General features: G+C 64.8%; 19 protein-coding genes. 10 read left to right on the top strand and 9 right to left on the bottom strand.

The features are described from left to right. Window positions 1–78 precede the first annotated feature (78 nt). From ACE04A_RS21305 to ACE04A_RS21290, 4 genes are all read left to right on the top strand, one after another. Window positions 79–1,068, top strand: coding sequence for an alpha/beta fold hydrolase (locus tag ACE04A_RS21305; RefSeq protein ID WP_485820493.1), 990 nt, complete (start codon window positions 79–81; stop codon window positions 1,066–1,068). A gap of 119 nt (window positions 1,069–1,187) precedes the next feature. Beyond that, window positions 1,188–2,105 (top strand): MBL fold metallo-hydrolase, encoded by a 918-nt coding sequence (locus ACE04A_RS21300; protein ID WP_448716319.1) that lies wholly within the window; start codon window positions 1,188–1,190, stop codon window positions 2,103–2,105. Window positions 2,106–2,143: 38 nt separating this feature from the next. Continuing rightward, window positions 2,144–2,893 carry an SDR family NAD(P)-dependent oxidoreductase gene (locus tag ACE04A_RS21295; protein WP_448716317.1) on the top strand — a complete coding sequence of 250 codons (750 nt, stop codon included), beginning with the start codon at window positions 2,144–2,146 and terminating at the stop codon, window positions 2,891–2,893. A gap of 99 nt (window positions 2,894–2,992) precedes the next feature. Further along, entirely contained in the window at window positions 2,993–3,259 is a 267-nt protein-coding gene (locus ACE04A_RS21290) for a hypothetical protein (RefSeq protein ID WP_100854614.1), read from the top strand. Window positions 3,260–3,273: 14 nt separating this feature from the next. Here the strand turns inward: ACE04A_RS21290 and ACE04A_RS21285 are convergent, their stop codons facing one another. Further along, window positions 3,274–4,359: a calcium:cation antiporter gene (locus ACE04A_RS21285; RefSeq protein ID WP_485820492.1), complete on the bottom strand. Its 1,086-nt coding sequence runs from the start codon at window positions 4,357–4,359 to the stop codon at window positions 3,274–3,276. A gap of 192 nt (window positions 4,360–4,551) precedes the next feature. Between ACE04A_RS21285 and ACE04A_RS21280 the strand changes: the two genes are divergently transcribed. Next, on the top strand, window positions 4,552–5,001 hold the full coding sequence (locus ACE04A_RS21280; RefSeq protein ID WP_279996550.1) for a YMGG-like glycine zipper-containing protein: 450 nt from the start codon (window positions 4,552–4,554) through the stop codon (window positions 4,999–5,001). A gap of 101 nt (window positions 5,002–5,102) precedes the next feature. Then, window positions 5,103–6,635 (top strand): MocR-like pyridoxine biosynthesis transcription factor PdxR, encoded by a 1,533-nt coding sequence (pdxR, locus tag ACE04A_RS21275; RefSeq protein WP_448717984.1) that lies wholly within the window; start codon window positions 5,103–5,105, stop codon window positions 6,633–6,635. A gap of 50 nt (window positions 6,636–6,685) precedes the next feature. Here pdxR and ACE04A_RS21270 read toward each other — a convergent pair whose 3' ends face one another. The 5 genes from ACE04A_RS21270 to ACE04A_RS21250 all read right to left on the bottom strand — a co-directional run bounded on the left by ACE04A_RS21270 (window position 6,686) and on the right by ACE04A_RS21250 (window position 12,726). Next, window positions 6,686–7,894: a benzoate/H(+) symporter BenE family transporter gene (locus ACE04A_RS21270; RefSeq protein ID WP_485820491.1), complete on the bottom strand. Its 1,209-nt coding sequence runs from the start codon at window positions 7,892–7,894 to the stop codon at window positions 6,686–6,688. 144 nt (window positions 7,895–8,038) lie between these two features. Beyond that, window positions 8,039–8,683 (bottom strand): hypothetical protein, encoded by a 645-nt coding sequence (locus ACE04A_RS21265; RefSeq protein WP_447991307.1) that lies wholly within the window; start codon window positions 8,681–8,683, stop codon window positions 8,039–8,041. Window positions 8,684–8,780: 97 nt separating this feature from the next. Beyond that, window positions 8,781–10,325, bottom strand: coding sequence for a fumarate hydratase (locus ACE04A_RS21260; RefSeq protein ID WP_485820490.1), 1,545 nt, complete (start codon window positions 10,323–10,325; stop codon window positions 8,781–8,783). A gap of 12 nt (window positions 10,326–10,337) precedes the next feature. Then, on the bottom strand, window positions 10,338–11,318 hold the full coding sequence (locus ACE04A_RS21255) for a Bug family tripartite tricarboxylate transporter substrate binding protein (protein WP_448717988.1): 981 nt from the start codon (window positions 11,316–11,318) through the stop codon (window positions 10,338–10,340). Between the two features lie 52 nt (window positions 11,319–11,370). Next, window positions 11,371–12,726, bottom strand: coding sequence for a class-II fumarase/aspartase family protein (locus tag ACE04A_RS21250; protein WP_485820489.1), 1,356 nt, complete (start codon window positions 12,724–12,726; stop codon window positions 11,371–11,373). A gap of 107 nt (window positions 12,727–12,833) precedes the next feature. Between ACE04A_RS21250 and ACE04A_RS21245 the strand changes: the two genes are divergently transcribed. After that, on the top strand, window positions 12,834–13,586 hold the full coding sequence (locus ACE04A_RS21245; RefSeq protein WP_448717991.1) for a GntR family transcriptional regulator: 753 nt from the start codon (window positions 12,834–12,836) through the stop codon (window positions 13,584–13,586). 15 nt (window positions 13,587–13,601) lie between these two features. Here ACE04A_RS21245 and ACE04A_RS21240 read toward each other — a convergent pair whose 3' ends face one another. Then, entirely contained in the window at window positions 13,602–14,255 is a 654-nt protein-coding gene (locus ACE04A_RS21240) for a LysE family translocator (protein ID WP_448717992.1), read from the bottom strand. A gap of 213 nt (window positions 14,256–14,468) precedes the next feature. Between ACE04A_RS21240 and ACE04A_RS21235 the strand changes: the two genes are divergently transcribed. Together ACE04A_RS21235 and ACE04A_RS21230 are read left to right on the top strand one after the other, a co-directional pair. After that, window positions 14,469–15,287 carry an SDR family oxidoreductase gene (locus ACE04A_RS21235; protein WP_485820488.1) on the top strand — a complete coding sequence of 273 codons (819 nt, stop codon included), beginning with the start codon at window positions 14,469–14,471 and terminating at the stop codon, window positions 15,285–15,287. Window positions 15,288–15,290: 3 nt separating this feature from the next. Continuing rightward, window positions 15,291–17,111 carry a glycoside hydrolase family 15 protein gene (locus ACE04A_RS21230; RefSeq protein ID WP_485820487.1) on the top strand — a complete coding sequence of 607 codons (1,821 nt, stop codon included), beginning with the start codon at window positions 15,291–15,293 and terminating at the stop codon, window positions 17,109–17,111. A 34-nt stretch (window positions 17,112–17,145) separates the two neighbouring features. On the opposite strand, the gene ACE04A_RS21225 is transcribed toward ACE04A_RS21230, so the two are convergent. Further along, complete coding sequence (locus ACE04A_RS21225; RefSeq protein WP_485820486.1) at window positions 17,146–18,285, bottom strand: GGDEF domain-containing protein; 1,140 nt, start codon at window positions 18,283–18,285, stop codon at window positions 17,146–17,148. 279 nt (window positions 18,286–18,564) lie between these two features. On the opposite strand from ACE04A_RS21225, the gene ACE04A_RS21220 reads away from it, so the two are divergent. Next, on the top strand, window positions 18,565–18,936 hold the full coding sequence (locus tag ACE04A_RS21220) for a response regulator (RefSeq protein ID WP_259249926.1): 372 nt from the start codon (window positions 18,565–18,567) through the stop codon (window positions 18,934–18,936). A 26-nt stretch (window positions 18,937–18,962) separates the two neighbouring features. Here the strand turns inward: ACE04A_RS21220 and ACE04A_RS21215 are convergent, their stop codons facing one another. Next, on the bottom strand, window positions 18,963–20,630 hold the full coding sequence (locus tag ACE04A_RS21215; protein ID WP_448717998.1) for an arylsulfatase: 1,668 nt from the start codon (window positions 20,628–20,630) through the stop codon (window positions 18,963–18,965). Between the last annotated feature and the right edge of the window lie 311 nt (window positions 20,631–20,941).

Here is a 20,941-nt window from a genome sequence, read left to right as displayed (position 1 = left end):
TTCCCGATGAGGACCTACCGCGCCTCGGAGGCCAGACCTACGATTCGCTCGTCATCTTCTTCCACCCAAGGGGCACTCATGAGCGACAGCAATAACTCCACCCGCAACTCCACCCACAGCGCCACCCGCCGCACGTTGCTTGCCGGCAGCGCGGCGCTTGCGCCCAGCGCGTTTGCGCTTGGCGCGCAAGCCAGTTCGCAACTCACTCCACGCAATCCGCAATCCACCCAAGGCACACGCATGACATCCAGCACCTTCACCACCCAGGACGGCACGCAGCTCTACTACAAGGACTGGGGCGACGGCCCGGTCGTCACGTTCTCGCACGGCTGGCCGCTAAACGCGGACGCTTGGGACGGGCAAATGCACTTCCTGGCGCAGAACGGTTTTCGCGTCATTGCGCATGACCGTCGCGGCCACGGCCGGTCGGCGCAACCCTCGTCCGGCAACGACATGGACACCTACGCAGACGACTTGGCGCAGCTGATCGAGGCGTTGGACCTGAAGACCATCACGATGGTCGGCCACTCCACGGGCGGCGGCGAAGTGGTGCGCTACATCGGCCGCCATGGCTCCAAGCGCGTTGCGCGCGCCGTGCTGATCGGCGCGGTGCCGCCCGTGATGGTGAAGTCGGCATCCAACCCCGGCGGACAGCCCATTGAAGTGTTCGACGGCATCCGCAAGGGCGTGGCCGGTGACCGCTCGCAGTTCTACAAAGAGCTGGCCGTGCCCTTCTACGGCGCCAATCGAAACGGCGCCAAGGTGTCGCAGGGCATGCTGGACCAGTTCTGGTTGTGGAGCATGCAGAGCGGCCAGAAGAACGCCTACGAATGCGTCAAGGCGTTCTCTGAAACGGACTTCACGGAAGACCTGAAAAAGATCAGCGTGCCGACGCTTTTCATGCACGGCGAAGACGACCAGATCGTGCCGCTGCACGACTCCGCCAAGAAGGCCGCGCGGCTGGTCAAGCACGCCAAGGAACTCTATTACCCCGGCGCCCCGCACGGCCTGACCGCCACGATGCAAGACCGCATCAACGCTGACCTGCTTGCCTTCCTGCGCGCCTGATCGCGCGGCGGAGCGACTTTGCTGCGGTGCTTGGCCGCAGTGTTTCACGGCAGCGCTTTACCACTGTTCATCATCCTTCTTCATTGCGACCAGCCCGGCCGCCCCTCAGGAGATTTGCCATGTTTGCCACTGACAACATCCAACAAGCCAACCCCCACCAACCGCTGGATCTGGTTCCGTCCCGCTACGCCCTGCAAGTGGGCAACATTGACGCACTGGTCGTCAGCGACGGCGTGCTGCCGCTGCCCACCTCAACCATGGCCACCAACGTCGACCCCGCCGAGCTGGCGAATTGGCTGGACTACATGTTCATGCCGCCCGACGCCTTCGACTGGCCCTTGAACGTGATGGTGGCGCGCAGCGGCAAGCAGACCATCTTGATCGACGCCGGCCTGGGCGGGCAGTTTCCGGGCTTTCCGCGTGCGGGGATGTTCCCGCAACGCCTGGAGTCCGCGGGCATCGCGCTGGAGTCGGTCACCGACGTGATCATCACGCATATGCACATGGACCACGTGGGCGGCCTCTTGGTCGACGACGTAAAGAAGCGCTTGCGGCCGGACGTGCGCATCCACGTGTCGGCGGCCGAAGTCGACTTCTGGACCTCGCCCGATTTCTCGCAAACCGTCATGCCCAATCCGGTGCCGGCGGTGCTCAAGACCACCGCCACCGCGTTCTACAACGAATACCGCGACCGTCTGCACATCTTCCAGGACAAGCATGAAGTCGCGCCGGGCGTCTTCGTGCGCGTTACGGGCGGCCACACGCCCGGACATTCCGTCGTCGACCTGGTGTCGGGCGGCGAACGCCTGACCTTTGCCGGCGACGCGATGTTTCCGGTGGGCTTTGACCACCCCGAATGGCAGAACGGTTTTGAACATGATCCCGAGGAATCGACTCGCGTCCGCATCGGCCTGTTCGAAGAGTTGGCGCAGAACCGTGGGCTGCTGGTGGCGGCGCACCTGCCGTTCCCGTCCGTCGGCCGCATCGCGGTGGACGGCGACGCCTACCGCTGGGTGCCGGTCATCTGGGACTTCTAAGCGCCAAGCCGCCCGTTGATTTCAATGAAGGAATACACATGAAGAAGCTTGCAGGAAAAACAGCCGTCATCACGGGCGGCAACAGCGGCATCGGGTTTGCCACCGCCCAGGCCTTTGTCGCCCAAGGCGCGCGCGTCGCGATTCTGGGGCGGCGGCAGGGCGCGGTGGACCACGCCGTGGAAGCGCTTGGCGCATCCGCCTTCGGCGTGGTGGGCGACGTGGCCGACCTGGCCACGCACGACCGCCTGATGGCACTGGTGCATGAACGCTTCGGCCCCATCGACATCTACATGGCCAACGCCGGCATGAACCACATTGAACCGTCCACGGCGGTCAGCGTGGACAGCTACGACAGCCAGTTCGGCGTCAACACGCGGGCGCTGTTCTTCGGCGTGACCAAGGCACTGCCGGTCATGCGCGATGGCGGCAGCATCATCCTGACCAGCTCAATCGCCAGCGCCAAGGTGCTGGAGAACCACGCGGTCTACGCCGGCTCAAAGGCGGCCGTCGAAGCCTTTGCGCGTGCCTGGGCCTTGGAGTTCAAGACCCGGAAGATTCGCGTCAACGTGCTCAGCCCCGGCCCCACCGACACGCCCATCCTGGAAAAGCTGGGCGTGGCCGACGCTGACCGTGCCGCGTTCGAACAGGGCATGGCCTCGGCCATTCCCTTGGGCCGGATGGCGACCCCGGACGAATTGGCGCGCGCCGCCTTGTTCCTGGCGTCGGACGACAGCAGCTTCATCACTGGCGTCGTATTGCGGGTGGATGGTGGGATGGCGCTGACCTGACAGGCGGCAGGCGCCTGACATCTTGTTTCCAAAGTGGATGTCGTTCGGCTTTTTCTCTGACCTGACCGCAGTAGCATGGTCGGTGTCAAAGGAGAAACCATGGACACGAAAAAATGGGATTTCAGGCTTGAACAGCCGGTTGAAGACAACGGTGCTTGGCGCATCGCCTACTGCCTGACGTCAGGGGGCGACGCGCCGTCGCAAGAACGTATCGCCATCGACGAACGCTACGTATCCGCCCAGACAGCCATTGACGAAGCCACGCGCCTTGCCCAGATTCATGTGGCCGACCTGAATGGCGAGGCGCCATCGTTTGAAAAACCGACGCAGGCCGAGGTTCCGTTCGACAAGCGCCAACGCTTCTAGCTTGCCCGCCGCGCCTACAGACCCAGCCCCAACAGCATCAGAAACGTGCCGAACAGCACGAAGTGCGTCATGCCTTCGATGGCGTTGGTCTGGCCGTCATTCAGGTTGATGGCGGCCACCAGCAGCGTTACCAGCATCATCAAGGTCTGCACCGGTGTCATCGCCATGTCGATGCGCTGGCCGGAGATCAAGGCCATGGCTTCCATGGCGGGCACGGTCAGGATCACCGTGGACAGCGAAGCGCCCAGCGCGATGTTCACGACCGACTGCATGCGGTTGGCCAGGGCGGCGCGCAGCGCGGTCAGCATTTCCGGCGCCGCCGAAATGCCCGCCACAATCAGCGCCACCAGGCCGATGGGCACGTCTACGCCCTTCAAGCTGCGGTCCAGCGAATGCGACATCAGTTCGGCCAGGGCGCCAACCGCAATGATGCCGGCCGCCATCACCGCCGCTGAAGGACGCCAACTGCTTGGGGTGGCGGCGGGCAGGTTGCTGCGCGACTTTTTCTCGGGATAGCTGTAGCTAAAAAAATAGCTGTGCGGGCCGGTCTGCATGCGCAGGAACACGCCGTACAGCAGCAGCATCGCCACGATGGTGAAGGCGCTGTACGCACGCCAGTCCGGCATCGGCACGAATTCGGGGATGATCATCGACACGGTCACCGCGGTCAGGATCATCACGCTGTACGTGCGCGCGGAATCATCGTTGTAGGACTGTTCGCCGTGCTTGAATCCGCCGATCAGCGCCGCCACGCCCAGGATGCCGTTGATGTCGAGCATGACGGCTGAATAAATGCTGTCGCGCACCAGCGTGGGCGAGCCACCCTTGGACGACACGATGGCCAGCACGATGACTTCCACCAAGACCGCCGACAGCGTCAGGATCATGCTGCCGTAGGGGTCACCCAGCCTTTGCGCGATACGTTCGGCGTGGCGCGCCACGCTAAGCGATGCGCAAAGAATTGCGGTTATCAACACCACCGTTTCGATTGTGCTGACCAGCTTTCCGTAGCCGCCTAGCTGCGTATCAAGCGCGTATCCCGCAGCGGCAACGGCGAACGCCAGCAGCAGGAATTTCTCGGACTGGAGAAAGGATTTCATCTCTGGAAGTAGGGCGGGAGATAGCGTGAGGCTAGCATGCGAAGCCGGCCGTGTTGCCTGCGGCCGGCGGGTATGACACTTGCTGACAAATTCGCCATACCCAATCTTGGGTATCCCGCTGCCCGCACCCGCGCGGTAGGCGGGGCTACATTGAAAACTCCAGGGTTACCAACCGAAAGTGTGGAGTTTTCAATGAAAAAATCCATCATTCCCTGCGCTGCCTTTCTGCTTTCGACGCTGGCATTCAGCGCCACGGCACAAACCGTCACGCCCTTGAAAGGACAATCTTCCGAACTCATGCAACAGGACATCGCCGCGTGTCAGGGGCAGTCCGGCGGCACCAGCAGCGCGGACAGCACGCCGTCGGGCGGCCGTGCCCGGGGCGCCGCGACAGGCGCGGCGGCAGGCGCCGCGGTGGCCGGCGCGCGCGGCCGGCAACATGAAGAGGCCTACGACCGGATGGACGACGACGTCAAGCAGGAATACCGACAGAACCAGGCCAAGGACGCGGCAGTGGCCGGCGCGGTCGTGGGCGGCTCGCGCCAGCGCCAGGACCGCCGCGACGACAGGCAGGACGCGAGCCAGGCGTCTTCCGCGTATGCCAGCTGCATGCAGCAGCGCGGCTATCAGGTAGCGCCCTGATTGATTCCCGCAGGGCGGTCGGGCGGGAAATACGCTGCGCCATGATCCGATGGCCTGCGGCGGGGTAAAGTTGACGCCTTTTCCCCGATCGGCACCCTGGCATGGCAACGAGACCGCACCCTACGGTAAAAACGTTTGAGCTCGATACGCTCAAGATGCGGATGGGCGACGCCGAGTTTCAGCGTCTGGATCTGCACCAGCGCATCCAGCGGGCCTTACGCGCGTTGATCCTGGACGGGGCCTTGGGCGCCGGCGTGAAACTGCCCGCCACGCGCGGGCTGGCGCTGTCCCTGGGGGTCGCGCGCGACACCGTCGAAAACGCTTATGTGCAGTTGCACCGCGATGGCTACATCGTCCGGCGTGAAGGCTCGGGCAGCTACGTGTCCGACACGGTAGGCGCGGTTCTGCAAGGCGCGGCGGGCCGGCGCATGCCTCCGCGTCGCGTTGCCGGCGCGCAGACTCCGGCAGCACTGGCTGGGTCCGGCCTGAGCCAGCGCGGCAAGAAGATCCATGACAGCGGTGGCGTGGCGGACTATCAGGCCGTCAAGGCGTTCGCCACCGGCCTGCCTGAAACGCGCACGTTTCCCACCGAAGTCTGGGAACGCTTGCAGCGCCAGGTCGTGAAGGACCACCGCGACAGCGCGTTGCTGCATGGCGACCCGCAAGGCGCGGAACCGCTGCGCCGCGCGATTGCCGCCTATCTGAACCTGGAGCGCGGCGCCAGGGTCTCGGCGGACCAGATCCTGGTGTTGAGCAGCACCCGGCAGGCGCTGTACCTGTGCGCGCAATTGCTGGTGGACGCGGACGGCCCCATCCTGATGGAGAACCCTGGTTACTTCGGCGCCCGCAAGGCGTTCGAGGCCGCGCAAGCCCGAGTCGTGCCGATCGACGTGGACGCGCAAGGCATCCGCATGGACCTGCTGCGCCAGGACCAAAGCGGCGCCCACTGCGTTTACGTGACGCCGTCGCATCAATATCCAACAGGCGCCACCTTGTCGCTGGAACGTCGGCTGATGCTGACGCGCTGGGCCCATGAGCAGGGCAGGTGGATCATCGAAGACGACTACGACAGCGAATTCCACTACGACGGTGTGCCCACCGCCTGCGTGCAGGGCGTGGACCAGTTTGAACGGACCTTGTATCTGGGCACCTTCAGCAAGACGCTGTTTCCCGGACTGCGTATGGGGTACATGGCGTTGCCGCGCGAGTTGGTCAGCGCCTTCGCGCGGGCGCGCAGCATCATGGACGGCCATACGCCGCAGGTGCAGCAACTGACGCTGGCGCGCTTCATGGAAGACGGGCACTACAACGCGCACGTGCGCGCGATGCGCAAGCTGTATGCGGCGCGCCGGGCGTGCATGCTGGATGCGATCGGCCGGCATCTGGCGGGCATCGCCACCGCGGTGAAGCCGCCGGGTGGACTACAGGTGCCGTGCTTGTTGCAGCCGGGATGGTCCGAAGCCAAGACCATCCGGCAAGCGGCCGACGCCGGCCTGGTGCTGCCGGGCATCAGCCGCTTGTATGCGGGCGCGGAGCGGCTGGAAGGATGGCTGTTGGGCTATGCGTCGCTGGCGGAGCACGAGATCGAGGCGGCGGTGCTGCGGTTGCGCAAAGCCTTGTCGCAGAGACGGTAGCGGCAAGCAGGTAGCCGCAGAAGCGCCGTCGTCTTGACCGCCCGCCGCGCCTAGGACTTGGCCGTGCTGCCGACCAGCGTGCGGTGCCCGCCGTGAATCAGCAGGTGCGCGGTCAAACCGGCCACCAGCCCCCAGAACGCGCCACCCACGCCCAGCATGGTCACGTTCGCGGCGGTAGCCAGAAAGGTTATGAGCGCGGTCTCGCGGGTGCGGGCATCGGCCATGGCGTTGGCCAGGCTGCCGCCGATGGCGCCCAGCAAGGCCAGCCCGGCCAGCGTGGTGATGAATGCCTTGGGCAGCACCATGAACAGCGTGGCCAGCGTGACGCCGAACGTGCCCACCAGGATGTAGAACACGCCGCAAGCCAGGCCCGCGATGTAGCGCTTGCGCGGATCTTCATGCGCGTCGCGGCCCGTGCAGATGGCGGCGGTGATCGCGGCCACATTGAAGGCGTGCGCGCCAAACGGGGCCATCAGCAACGAGCCCAGCCCCGTGGTCACCAGGATGGGGTTGGCGCTGGTCTTGAAGCCGTCGTTGCGCAGCACCAGCATGCCGGGCATGTATTGACCCGTCAGCGTAATGATGAACAAGGGCAGCGCCACCCCCAGCAAGGCATTGAGCGAAAACCGGGGCATCTCGAATACCGGCGTGGCCAGGCTCAAATGAACGGCGGAAAAATCGATGCGGCCTTGCACGATCAGCATCGCCAGCCCGATCACCAGTATGCCGACCACGGCGAAGCGCGAGGTAAACCGCTTGAGCAGTGCGTAGGCAATTACCAGCACGATCACCAGCAGCGGGTCGACGCTGGCGCCGCCAAAGGCATTGACGCCGAACTGAAGCAGAATGCCCGCCAACAGCCCCGCCGCGATGCCGCCCGGAATCAGGCGCACCAGCTTTTCAAAGGCGCCCGACATGCCCAGCACCACAAAGCCCAGCGCGGAAACAATATAGGCGCCGATCACTTCGCCATACGGCGTGAACGGCATCACCGTGGCCAGGAACGCAACACCGGGCGTGGACCACGCCGTGATGATCGGTTCCTTGTAGCGAAAGCTAAGCCAAGCACCCGTGACGCCCACCCCCACGGAAACCGCCCATACCCACGACGCGGTCTGCCCCGGCGTCAACCCAGCCAGTTCGGCCGCCTGGAACACCAGCACGAACGTGCCGCCGTAATTCACCAGCACGGAAATACGCGCCGCGACGGTCGGCGAGAAAAAGTCGGCGGCGCGCAGGCCGGCCGGCGATGGGTTCATGAAATCACTCCACACTTTGAAGGCGCCTGGCCGGCATCCAATAGATTGCCGGCCGGGAGGGAAAGCGGAAAGTGTAGGGCGGGGGTGGCTGGTCTATTCAGGCCACATTTCGGGATACCACCAGACCACTTTGTTGGCTGCGCTCTATTGGCAGCGCTGTGTGGGCAAGCCGTAGCCGATCGTGATGGCGTTGACCGGCACGTCCTTGAACGCGGCGGCGGCAGCGTCGTCGAAGCGGGTTTCGCAGTTGAACTTGGTGTTCAGCACGTAGTCCACGCCCGCGGCCTTTTTCATCTGGGCTTCCCATTGGTCGGCGGCGTCCAGTGCCTTGTCGCCGGCCAGCACCATTTCCATCAAGACTTCCATGCCGCCCGACGAGCGCGGCGCCGTCCACAGCGCGAAGGCCGACGGGTCCGCCGCGTTGCCGCACTGCGTCAGGCAGTCGGCCGTGTAGCGCTGGCCCCGGCCAAATACGCCAGGGGTGATCGTCTGCCCGGCACGGGGCGCATCTTCGCCGATGAAGCTGCGCAGGTCGGCCTCGCAACCCTTGGCCAATTCCATGCGCAGCGCTGACACTTTGCCGTTGCCGATGGTCGCCGTGATCTGGCAGTTCTGCACCACGAAAACGTGGTCCTTGCCGGAGGATTCGCGGGGCACGCCGGCGATCGACTCAAAGTAACGCTGATCCGTGCCCAACATGGCGCCGTTGAAGACTTCCTTTACCGTCGCCGCCTGTGCAGCGCCTGCGCCGGCAATCAGAATACCCAGGGTCAAGGCCTTCAGTTTCATACGAGTGACACTCCGTGGTGATGGGGCGCGAGCCGTGCGGCTTGCCTGCTTTGGCTGCCGCACCGGCTGCATGGATCGGCATGCTGCCACAAAGTGTTTACCGCTGCACCTCAATGTGGATGACCGCATGCGTGGTTCGGCCCAAGGCATCCACCGCAACGGTGACCGGCATGTCGCGCACCTCGAATTCATGGATGGCCTCCATGCCCAGGTCCGCGAACGCCACCACGCGGGACGACGTGATGGACCGCGCCACCAGATAGGCGGCGCCACCGACCGCGCTCAAGTATGCGGCGCCATGCTGTTTGATGGCGTCGATGGCTACCTGGCCTCGTTCCGCCTTGCCTATCGTCACCAGCAAGCCGGTGTCCGCCAGCAGTTGCGGCATGAACTTGTCCATGCGTGTGGCGGTGGTCGGCCCTGCCGGCCCCACGGCTTCGCCGGCCACGGCGTCGACCGGCCCCACGTAGTAAAGCGCACGATTGCGCAGCGGCACCGGCAAGGGGGCGCCCTGGTTCAGCAGGTCGGCCATGCGTTTGTGGGCGGCGTCGCGCCCGGTCAACAGCTTGCCCGACAGCAATAGGGTTTCACCGGCCGCCCAGGTGGCGACTTCGGCTTGTGTGAGGGTGTCCAGGTTTACCCGTCTGCCTTCCTGCGTGGGCAGCGCGTCCGGGATGCCGCCCCAGGTTGCTGGGTCGGGCGGCGGAACCCGCGCGGGTCCGGCAGCGGGCATGTCGAAGGACACAAAGCGCGTGGCGGCGCAGTTGGGTACCAGCGCCACCGGCAACAACGCGGCGTGCGAGGGCGCGGTGGCGACCTTCACGTCCAGCACCGTGGTGTCGCCGCCCAGGCCCTGCGCGCCGATGCCCAGCGCGTTGACCCGTTGGTAGACCTCGATGCGTAGCTGTTCTTCGGGCGTAAGCATGTCGGGCGCGCTGGCGTCGCGGGTGTCGGGCCTGCCGGCGTCGCGCGCCAGCAGTTGCGCCATGTCGATGGGCGCAAACAAGGCGCGCTTGGCCAGGGCAACCGCCTGTTCAGGCGTGCCGCCGATGCCCAGGCCGAGCACCCCGGGCGGACACCAGCCCGCACCCATGCCCGGCAATTGCGACACCACCCAATCCGCAACGGAGTCGCTGGGGTTGAGCATCGCGTAGCGCGTCTTGGCATCCCCGCCGCCGCCCTTGGCGACGACGGTCAAGCGTAGTTCCTCGCCTTCGACCAGGTCGACTTGCAGCACAGCGGGCGTGTTGTCGCGGGTGTTGCGGCGTGCGCCGAGCGGGTCTTGAATCATCGACGCGCGCAGTGGGTTGGTGGCGCAACCGTAGGCGCGGGCGACGCCTCGGTTGACGATGGTTTGCAGGCTGGGCGTGGGGCCCGGGCCGTCATGCTGGATGCGTACATCCATCCCCATGCTGACGTAGATGTGCACCACGCCCGTGTCCTGGCAGACGGGTCGGCGGGCTTGCGCGCTGAGCTTGCTGTTGATCAGCAGTTGCAGCAGCGCATGGCGGGCCGCCGCCTTGCTCTCGACCGCGTGCGCCGCCTTCAGGGCTTGCACGAAGTCCGCCGGATGCGTGTGGCTGATGGCCTGCAACGCGTCGGCAATACTCGATTCAATATCCGTGGCAGCGACGACGCGCATGATGGCTCATCCTTACTGCAAGGTGATGCCGGCTTGCTTGATCACCTGCGCCCAGCGTTTGCCTTCGTCGGCGGTGAACTGCTGGAAGGCGGCAGGCGCGTACTGATCGGCAGGCAGCAGCTTGATGCCTTGTTCCACCATCTTTCCGGTGAACGTGGTGTCGGCCAGCGCCTTCTGCCAGGCTTGGTACATCGTTTGGACCACCTTGTCGGGCGTGCCCTTGGGCGCATACAAGCCGTACCACGTGGACACCTGGAAGTTCGGTATCGCTTTTTCCGCCATGGTGGGCACGTTCGGAAACTGCGGCATGCGCTCAGCGGAGGTCAGGCCCAGCGCCCGAACCTTGCCGCCCTGCGTCTGCGGCAACGCCGTATTGGTCTGGTCGAACATGGCATCCACTTGATTGCCCATCAGGTCGTTGAGCGCCGGCCCCGCGCCCTTGTAGGCGATAGGGGTGACGGTGATGCCGGCCTGGCTGGTGAACATGGCCGCCACCAGGTGCGACGTAGACCCCACGCCCGCGTTGCTGAAGTTGAGCTTGCCGGGATGCTGCTTGCCGTAAGCGATCAGGTCCGACACGGATTTATAGGGCGACGATTCTCCCACCAGCAGCACCAGCGGTGTGTCGGGAAAGCGGAATACGGCCTGGAAGTCTTTTACCGGGTCGTATTGCAAACGGGCGTAGAGGGACGGCGCCGCCGCCATGTAGCCGATATGACCCACCAGGAAGGTGTAGCCGTCGGGCGCGGACTTGGCGGCCTTGGCCGCGCCGATCGTGCCGCCCGCGCCGCCCACGTTCTCGATCAGGATGGTCTGCTTCAGTTCTTGCGCAACGCGGTTCGCCACGTTGCGCGCCATGGCGTCGGTGGGGCCGCCGGCCGCAAAGGGAACGATCCAGGTTATGGCCCGGGAAGGGTAGTTGTCTTGCGCTTGCGCGCCCATCGGCAAGGCGAACGCGCCCGCGACGGTCAGTGCCGCCATCCAGTTCTTCATGACTTGTCTCCGTTGTGCTGTTGTCTTTTTATGAATCAGAAAAGGCGGCCGTTCAGGCCGGCCCGGTGTAGGGGTGGGCCAGCACCTGGTCCACCATCTTGGGGGCAGCCCCCAGGTAATTGGCGGGGTCGCACAGGCGTTCGATGGCGTCGTCGGCCAAGCGCTGCGTGACCCGCGCATCTTTTTTCAGTACATCGGCCAGGCGGCCGCGCGTGGTGGCGGCAATGCGGCAGGCGTCATACACGACGTCGTGCGCGGTCTGGCGGCCGATGTGCGGCGCCAGGCCCATCATCACGGCCTCGGCCACGATCAGTCCGCCAGACAGATCCAGATTGCTTGCCATGCGGGCCGTGTCCACTTCCAGACCACCCAGCATGAAGCGCGCCTGATGCAGCGCGCCCGCGGTCAGCACAAAGGCTTCCGGCACGGCGGACCACTCGATGTGCCATGGCCCGGTGGCGCGTTCAAAGTCTTGCAGCATGGCGTCCAGCGCCAGGCCGGCATGCTGGCGCACCGTCTTGGACGCGCTCCACATCAGTTCGCACGAGATCGGATTGCGCTTTTGAGGCATGGTGCTGGACGCCCCGCGACCCTTCACGAACGGCTCGAAGGCTTCGCCCAGTTCGTTCGTCATCATCAGCATGATGTCCACGGCGATCTTGCCTAGCGAGCCGGCGACCAGCGCAAGAAATTGCACGGTCTCGGCCAAGCCGTCGCGGGCTACGTGCCAGGTGATGGGTGTGGCGCCCAGATCCAATTCCCGCATCAACGCCGCATGTACTGCCAAGCCCTGGTCGCCCAGGGATGCCAGCGTGCCGGCCGCGCCGCCAAACTGGCCGATCAGCACGCGCGGGCGCAGTTGGGCCAGTCGCTCGCGATGGCGGCGCACCATCAGCAGCCAGACGGCGGCTTTGTAGCCGAAGGTGATGGGCAGCGCGTGTTGCAAGTGGGTGCGGCCGGCCATCGGCGTATCGCGATACCGCAACGCCAGCGCGTCCAGGATGCCGTCCAGCGCCGCCAGGTCTTCGTCGATGATCTTCAAGGCATCGCGCACCTGGAGGACGGTGGCGGTGTCCATGATGTCTTGCGTGGTGGCGCCCCAATGCAGGTATTCGCCTTCCGCGCCGCACTGGCGCGACAACTGGTGTACCAGCGGCAGGATGGGGTAGCCGACGATCTCGGTTTCGGCGCGAAGTTCGTCCATGTTCAGGGCGGCGGCGTCGGCGCGCGCCGCGATGGCGTCGGCCGCCGCGACGGGGATGATGCCCAGCTTGCCCTGCACGCGGGCCAGCGCCACCTCTGTTTCCACATAGCGCCGCACCGTGGCGGCATCGTCGAACACGGCACGCATCGCGGCGGTGCCGAACATGTTTTTGAACAAGGCGGATTCAAGGACGGAAACGGGCATAAATGTACGCTCTATAAAAGTTGTACGTACATTTAAGCAGGCGCAAAAGGGGACGTCAACGCCGGGGATTACCCGTAGCTCCGGCCAGTGCCGGGGCAGCAGATAGAATGCGGGGTGTCGTCATTTCCCCCCTTGCCATGTCCATCACGCTGTACACCCGTATCTCGGAAGAATTGGCGCGACGCATCGCGGCCGAGGTCTATCCCGTGGGCACGGTATTGCCCGCCGAGAATGCGCTGGCCGAGGAATTCGAGGCCAGCCGCCATACCGTTCGCGCCGCCCTGCGTCAGTTGCAGGACCTGGGCCTGATCGCGCGTCGCCGGGGTAGCGGCACGGAGGTCATCGCCGCCCGGTCCAAGGCTGGTTTCAGCCAGTCGCTGCGTTCGCTGGAAGACCTGGTGCAACTGGCCGCGCGCACGCCGCGCAGCATCCGCCAGATTCAGGAAGTCGTGGTGGACGTGGAACTGGCCGTGCGGCTGGGGGTGGGGCCTGGCACCCGGTGGTTGAAGTTTTCATCCACCCGGGGCGCCGAAGGGCAACCGCCGGTCGTGTGGACTGAGCTGTACGTGGACGCGCACTACAAAGGCGTGCGCAAGCTGGCACGCGAACATCCGGACCGCCTGGTGTCGGAACTGATCGAAGAACACTACGGCAGGCGCATCGCGTCCGTCGAGCAGACGATATCCGCGTGCGCCTTGCCTGCCGCCGTGGCGCGAGAACTGGACGCGGTGCCGGAATCGCCGGGCCTGTTCATCCTGCGGCATTACAAGGACCAAGCCGGCCAAATCGTCGAAGTGTCCTGCTCGCATCATCCGGCCGGACGCTACGAGTTTTCGACGACGCTGATCCGCGAGAGCTAGCCCCGCCGCTGGCGATTACTTCTTGCTGTTATTGCCCGCCAGCGCCGCCGTGATGCCCAGCGCAATCAGCATGGCGCCGCCCACATAGCGTTCAAAGTGCAGGTAGGCACGGCTGCGGCGCAGCCAGCGGCCCGCCGCGCTGGCCGCCATGGCATAGCAAGCGTCGCTAAGCAGGCCCAGCAAGACGAACACCATTCCCAGGAACAGCACCTGCGAAGCCACGTGCCCCCGGCTGACGTCAGCGAATTGCGGCAGGAAGGCCAGGAAGAACAGGGCCGTCTTGGGGTTGAGCAGGTTGACGATGAAGCCGTCGCGGAACATGCGGCCATAGCGGCGCGCCTTGGGCGGCGCGTCCAGCGCGGCGGGAACGGGGCGCGTCAGAATTTTCTTCAGGCCCAGCCAGATCAAATACGCCGCGCCCGCATATTTCACGATGCTGAACGCCAGCGCCGAAGACGCCAGCAGGGCGGACAAGCCCAACGCCGCCGCCAGCACATGCACCAGCGTGGCCGTGTGGATGCCCAGGTCCGACACCAGCCCCGCCTTGCGGCCTTGCTCGACCGATTGGGTAATGATGTAGAGCACCGCCGGGCCGGGTATGGCCAGCAAGACCAGGGCGGCACTGATGAACAGCGTCAAATCAGCGGTACTGGGTATCACGAATTCCATGGCCGGATCTCCGGAGCGGGTGGGAAGGGTGAATTACTGTACAGCAGGCTATCTGTCTTGCCAGCCCCGACAAGCGGGTGGCGGGAACGAGAATTGCTGACCCCGTTGAATTTTGCGCTGCTTCAGGACTACGCTGACCCTTGGTCCTGGACAGCGGGCGTCAACGGTCCGCTTGAAAGCGGCAAGCGTGGGGCAACAGCATCGGAGAACAACATGCGGCATGCAGTGGATCTGTCTGGGCGCGTGGCGATCGTCACGGGCGCGAATTCCGGCATTGGGCGTGGCATTGCCCTGGTGCTGGCGGCGGCGGGGGCGAAGGTGGTGGTCAACCATCGCCCCAATGAGGACTCCGCGCGGCGCGGGGCCGAGGTGGTGCAAGAGATTGTCAGCGCGGGCGGCGAGGCCGTTGCGGCCCCGGCCGACATCAGCCGCGAGGACGACGTCGAGCACTTGTTCCGCGCGGCGTCCGATCACTTTCAGGGGTTGGACATCCTGGTCAATAACGCCGGCATCGAACAGCCCGCTGCCATTCAGGACATGACGCTGGCGCAGTGGCAGAAGGTGATCGACACCAACCTGACCGGCCAGTTTTTGTGCGCCCGCGCGGCGGCCCGGATGTTCTTGAATCGGACGCCACCACCACCGCCAGGCGAAGCCGCCGGCAAAATCATCTTCATCAGCTCGGTCCATGAAGTCATTCCGTGGGCGTTTCAGTCGAACTACGCGGCGTCCAAGGGCGGCGTGTCATTGTTGATGCAGTCGCTGGCGCAAGAGCTGGCGCCGATGAAGATCCGCGTTAACTCCGTGGCGCCGGGCGCCATCCGCACGCCCATCAATGCGCCGGCCTGGAACACGCCGGAAAGCATGAAGGAATTGCTCAAGCTGATTCCGTATGGACGCATCGGCGAACCCGAGGACGTGGCGCGCGCGGTGGCCTGGCTGGCCAGCGACGATTCCGATTACGTCACCGGGTCCACCTTGTTCGTTGATGGCGGCATGACGCTGTACCCCGAATTTCGTGGGGCGGGCTAAGCCATGTCCAAACCCATCGAAGACTATGGCTTGATCGGCAATATGTTGTCGGCCGCGCTGGTGGCGCGCGACGGCTCGATCGACTGGCTGTGCCTGCCGCATTTTGATTCCCCCGCCTGCTTTGCCGCCTTGTTGGGCGACGACAGCCACGGCTGCTGGCGGCTGGCGCCCGACGGCGCGGGCCACGCCACCACGCGTCGCTATCTGCCCGATACCGCCGTGCTGGAAACCCGCCATGAAACGCCCGGTGGGGTGGTGCGCGTCTACGACTTCATGCCGCTTAGCGACGACGAAGAACGCGTGGATGTGGTGCGTATCGTGCAGGGCGAGTCGGGCCAGGTGGACATGCGCATGGCGCTGACCCTGCGCTTCAACTACGGCCAGGCGGTGCCCTGGGTGCGGCGCCGCGATTACGGGCTTAGCGCCATCGCGGGGCCTGATGCCGTCGAGCTGCACACGGGTGTTCCGCTGGCAGGGCACGACATGAAGACAGAGTCGGCCTTCACGGTGCGCCAAGGCGAAAGCGTGCCGTTCACCTTGTCTTATCACCGGTCGCACAAGACGCCGCACTTTGTGCCGGACCGGCAGGAAAGCATGGATCGCACGGTGGCGTGGTGGCATGAATGGGCCAAGCGCTGCCATTGGAAAAACGGGCCGGGGCAGCGGCGCGACGCGGTCGTCAGGTCGCTGATCACGCTGAAGCTGCTGACGTTTCAACCCACGGGCGGCATCGTGGCGGCGCCCACTACGTCATTGCCCGAGCAACTGGGCGGCAGCCGCAATTGGGACTACCGCCATTGCTGGCTGCGAGATTCCGCCCTGACCTTGTACGCGCTGCTTAACGCCGGCTACCGCGAAGAGGCCGAGGCCTGGCGGCAGTGGCTGTTGCGCGCGGCGGCGGGGCACCCCAACCAATTGCAGATCATGTATGGCATCGCGGGGGAACGCTGGCTGCCGGAACACGAGATTCCGTGGTTGCCGGGCTACGAAGGCAGCAAGCCGGTACGCCTGGGCAACGCCGCGGCGGGGCAGATGCAGTTAGACGTTTATGGCGAACTGATCGAGACGCTGCACGCGGCCCGCGTGGCGGAACTGGCGCCGCTGGCCGAAGCGTGGCGCATGCAGAAGGTGTTGCTGACGCCGCTGGAAGAACTATGGCGGCAGCCCGATCACGGCATCTGGGAAATGCGGGGGCCGACCCGCGCCTTCACGCATTCCCGGCTGATGTGCTGGGTGGCGCTGGACCGCACCGTGAAGTCCTGCGAGCGCTTTGGCCTGGAAGGGCCGGTGGACCGCTGGCGCGCGCTTGCCGACGAGATCCGCCACGACATCTGCACCAACGGCTATGACGCGGAACGCAACACCTTTGTGCAGTACTACGGCGGCACGGCGCTGGACGCCAGCCTGCTGCTGATTCCGCAAGTGGGGTTCTTGCCCGCGGACGATCCGCGCGTGACGGGCACCGTGCAGGCCATCGAACGTGAGCTGCTGCGCGACGGCTTGTTGCTGCGCTATTCCACGCAACACAGCGACGACGGGCTGCCGGGCGATGAGGGCGCGTTCCTGGCGTGCAGCTTCTGGCTGGCCGATGCCTACATCATGCAGGGCCGGCTGGACGACGCGCACCGCCTCTTCGACCACCTGCTGTCGCTGCGCAATGACCTGGGGCTGCTGGCCGAAGAGTACGACGTGGCGCGCAAACGGCTGGTGGGTAATTTTCCGCAGGGGTTTTCGCATATCGGCCTGGTCAATACCGCCTACAACCTGAGCGCGGCGGGCGGCACGGCGCACCAGCGTTCGTTTCGCGATGCGCCGCAGAGCTAGGCGTGGGCCGCCATCCGCACGTGGGGGTAGCGGCTCAAGCCGCGACCTGATTGCGGCCCGCGCGCTTGGCGGCGTAGAGGTTTTCATCCGCGCGCCGGAACAAGGATTCCCAGTTTTCGGTGCCGATGGCGGCGGCCACGCCCAGGCTCATGGTGACCGGCGTGGCCTGGTCGGGGGCGCGCACCGTGTCGGCCACGGCGGCGCGCAATCGTTCGGCGCAATGCAAGGCTTCCTGGAAGTCGGTGGCGGGTAGATAAACGGCGAACTCCTCGCCGCCTATGCGGCCAAGCAGGTCACGTTTGCGGACGGACAACGCCAGCACGCGCGCCACGTTCTTGAGCACCGCGTCGCCGCCGTCATGCCCGTACACATCATTGATGCGCTTGAAATGGTCTACGTCGCAGACGATCAGCGCGGCGGGGTCTGGGCCGCCGTTTTGGTAGGGGCGCATGCGCGCTTCGAAACCCCGGCGGTTGAGCAAGCCGGTCAACCAGTCTTTTTCGCCTTCATGCCGCACCTCTTCGATGGTGTCGGCGGCAATCGCCAGCAGCAGCGTAATCGCCAGCCCCACGCTGAACACGGCAAGCGATAGCTGCAACCACTGCCAGAACGGGGAATCGGCGAAAGCGAGCGGCCCGCTGGGTGCGTGCACGCCGATGCTCAACAAGGTGCGGGGCAGGAAATGCAGCCCGAACGCCAGCAGCACGACAAACAGCGCGGTGTCGATCCGCCTGCCCGTGGCCGCCGTCCGCATGCGCAAGGCGGCCACGCAGAGCAAACCGCCAAAGCCGATATTGAGCACATAGACGCGCACCAGCAAGTTGCGGTCTACGTAGAAGAAGTACCAAAGCGCCACCATGATGGCGGCGCAGAACACGGCATAGGCGCGCCACGGCAACCCCCGGCCTACTCGGTTCAAGATGCCTTGTGTGGCCGCGCACACGGCCACCGTGTACAGCATGCCGGACACCAGCGCATTGGCGCCCGAGTCACGCGGCACATACAGAATCTGGCTCACCGCGCCCGCGGCAAACAGCGCGCAGCCCGTGGCCAGATGCAAGAGATAGGTACGACGCCGGTAGACGCACCAAATGCCAATAAATGTAATGCCGAAGATCAGCACCAGCGTCGGGGCGATCAACGACAGGGTGACTCGAACCTGCGATCCAACCATAGATGTGTCCTGATGAGCCGGTACGGGGTTTTAACGCGCCCGCCGGTCCGTTTCGTCCCGATACAATTCCTTCCTACATGAACGACGCGCATGCCCTAGGATTCCGCCTTATACCGCCCGCCGTCCTGCGCTTTCCGCGTACGCTTGCAAGCGCCGGAAGTCCATGAAGCGACGCAGGCCTTTTCCCGCCCCTTGCCGTTCTGCCGCCCCACGATGGCGCTGGCGACCTGGCCCGGGCGACCAAACATACCAACGCCGCGCCATGTGGCATTGAACACCATGACGAAAATTCTTGTTGTCGACGATCAGCCCGTGCTGATCGAGCTGTTGAGCGAGTTCCTTGGCGACGAAGGTTACGAGGTCACGACGCACACCGACGGCCTGACCGCGTTGCAACAAATGCTGGCGGTGCGCCCGGACCTGGTGATCACCGACTTTTCCATGCCGGGCATGCACGGTGGCGCGCTCTTGACCGCCATGCGCGAAAACGCCTACCTGAGCGAAACGCCCGTGCTGGTGCTGAGCGGCCGGCCCGAACACGAGGTGTGCGCGGCTTGCGAAGGCCATGCGGCCTACCTGCGCAAACCGGCCGAGCCCGCCGATGTGCTGCAAGTCGTGCGCCGCCTGGCGCCCGCGCCGCACGTGGCGTAACGCGGGCGCCGCTGCGCGGCGTGCGATCAGTTCCCCGAGGGCATCGGCAAGGTAAAGCCGTCGCGCGCCAGGCTCTCGCGTATGTACTGGAACCGCCCGTACTGCGACAGCGTGATCGGCCCGTTATAGACCTCGCTTTGCGCCTTGCGGGGCGGGTACTTCACGTAGGTCTTCATGAGTTCGGCGGCGGCCGCGTTCATCGTGGGCAGCGTCCACGTTCTTTCGGTGACGTTGCTCATGAAGATGTCGTAGCGTTCCTGCGGGTCGGCCCACAAGTCGAACACCTGCGGCACGGCGGCCACATAGGACTCCGGCCCCTTCCAACCCAGATTCGTGTCGACCGCCAGGCCGCCAGTTTTCACGCCGTTGTCGCCCCGCAGATTGAAGACGGCCTTGTAGTTGCGCACCCGGATGGCGCCCGGTGATAGTTCGTTTTCGGTGAAATAGAACCACTCCTTGCGCGCTGACTTGCCCGTGCCGAACAGCACCGGCGACATGTCATAGCTGTCGAACACGATGGGCTTGTCGGCCCGGTCGTTGACGGGCAGCTTGATGCCGGCCATGGCCGCGAAGGTGGCCATCAGGTCCAGCCCGCCCACAATGCTGTGATCTTTGGCGCCCGGTTCAATCTTGCCGGGCATCCACGCGATGGCCGGCACGCGGTTGCCGCCTTCGCGCACGGTGCCCTTGGTACCGCGAAACGGGGTGTAGCCCGCGTCGGGGTATACGTCCTGCCAGGCACCGTTGTCGGTGGTGTAGAAGACCAACGTGTTCTTGTCCAGGCCCAGCGCCCGCACCTTGTCCATGATGCGCCCGATGCGCGCATCCAGTTCCACGACCGAATCGGCATACTTGCTTTTCGACAGCGACTTGCCGATGTAGTCGGGGTCCGGCATGTTGGGTTGGTGGACCTTCATGAAGTTGATGTTCATGAAGAAGGGCTGTTCGGACTTGGCGTTGCGATCCAGGTAGTCCAGCGAGGCCTTTTCCACGTAGCGATCGAAGAAAGGAATGCCGACCACGCCTTCCTTGCCGTTCATGACGGGCGTGTCCACATACTGCCCATTGACCTTGAATTCTTCGCGCGGCTTTTCGCCCGCGTTGCCCGACAGCGCGCCGCGCGTGACCTTCTGGAACATGGCGCGCAGTTCTGGATCCATGTCGGGGAACCAGGTGGGATCCGCATAGGTGTAGGCGTTAAGGTGATACAGGCCCGCGTACTTCATTTCGTCATAGCCCTGGGCGTTGGGCAGCGAATAGTCTGCTTCGCCCAAGTGCCACTTGCCGGTGAAGAATGTCTTGTAGCCACCGGTTTTCAATACCGAGGCCAGCGTCCATTCCTCTGCCGGCAGGCCGCCGCCCTGGCCCTGGAACGCAACGGTCGTCATGCCGCTGCGGTTGGGAATGCGGCCGGTCTGCATGGCCGCGCGCCCCGGCGTGCAACTGGGTTGTGCGTAAAACGAAAAGAAGGTCATGCCTTCCTTGGCCAGCCGGTCGATGTTGGGCGTGGGCATGCCACGGCCCGCGCCGCCGCCGTAAGGGCCAAGGTCGCCGTAGCCGGTGTCGTCGGACACGATAAGAATGATGTTGGGTTTACGCGCTTCCTGCGCCGCGACCGGGGTAGTGCTTACCGCTGCCGCCGCCGCCACGAGCAACGCGGCCAGGCTGGATGAGAGAGCTTGCTGTGTCGCCATGTTCAACACTCCGTGGATAGATCGTTGAAGCAACCGCGGGGTGTTGCGGTGTTGCCTAACCCGGCGGATCAAATGGGCCTACATGAAGCAGATCAACGACAGCGGCAGAAGGCGTGTGCCATTGAGCTGCTGATATTTCACGGACTTTTCGTCGGTGTCAATGTGATCGCGTAAGGCACGGCACTTGCTGAGACATGAAAACTGCATCCGCTGACCTGTATTTTTCCCGTGCCGACTCACCCTGTGCCCACCCAGATCAACGCCGACCGTCCCTCCCTGGTTTCCCGACTACTGACCACTACCGCCCGCTG

The organism is Achromobacter colocynthidis, assembly GCF_057334535.1.
This window is presented reverse-complemented; position numbering and strand designations above follow the sequence as displayed.